Below are 648 nucleotides of genomic sequence, written 5' to 3'. Positions count from 1 at the left end.
GCCGGAGGAATACGGCGGCTCGGGGGCTGATTTCCTGTGCTCGGTGATAGTGGCCGAAGAAATCGCCCGTCAGGGTTGCCGGGGGGTATTCGCCTGGCTGCACAGTGACATCGTCGCCCCATATATAGGCACCTACGGCACTGAGGAGCAGAAAACCCGGTGGCTTCCCGGGGTGGCCAGCGGGGAAAAAATCCTGGCGGTGGCCATGACCGAACCGGGCGCCGGTTCTGATCTCGGGGCGATGCGTACCAAAGCTGTTCAGGACGGTGATGGCTACATCATCAACGGCTCAAAAACCTTTATTTCCAATGGCATCCTCGCCGACCTGGTTATTGTCGCTGCCAAAACCGACAGCAAAGCAGGGACCAAAGGCATCACTCTGTTTGTGGTCGAGGAGGGTACTTCCGGGTTCAACAGGGGCAAACCCATCCCCAAGGTGGGATTGCACGCCCAGGACACCGCCGAGCTGTTTTTCGAGGATTGCCGGGTGCCGGGCGCCAATATGCTGGGCGGCGAAGGCAACGGTTTCAAATGTCTGATGGAGAAACTGCAGCAGGAACGGATCATGGTCTCCCTGGTGGCGCAGGCCTCCGCCGAGCACTGTCTGGATCTGACCCTGGATTATGTTAAGAACCGGGTTTTGTTCGG

The 648-nt window shown here is 59.0% G+C and carries 1 protein-coding gene; it reads left to right on the top strand.

Annotated features, from left to right (window positions below; all coding sequences use genetic code 11):
* Positions 1-648 (top strand): acyl-CoA dehydrogenase family protein (locus B3W37_RS11885; RefSeq protein WP_483175914.1); only part of this gene is annotated, 648 nt, incomplete at both ends.

The sequence above is a fragment of the Syntrophomonas sp. UBA5494 genome, from assembly GCF_002426325.1.
This window is presented reverse-complemented; position numbering and strand designations above follow the sequence as displayed.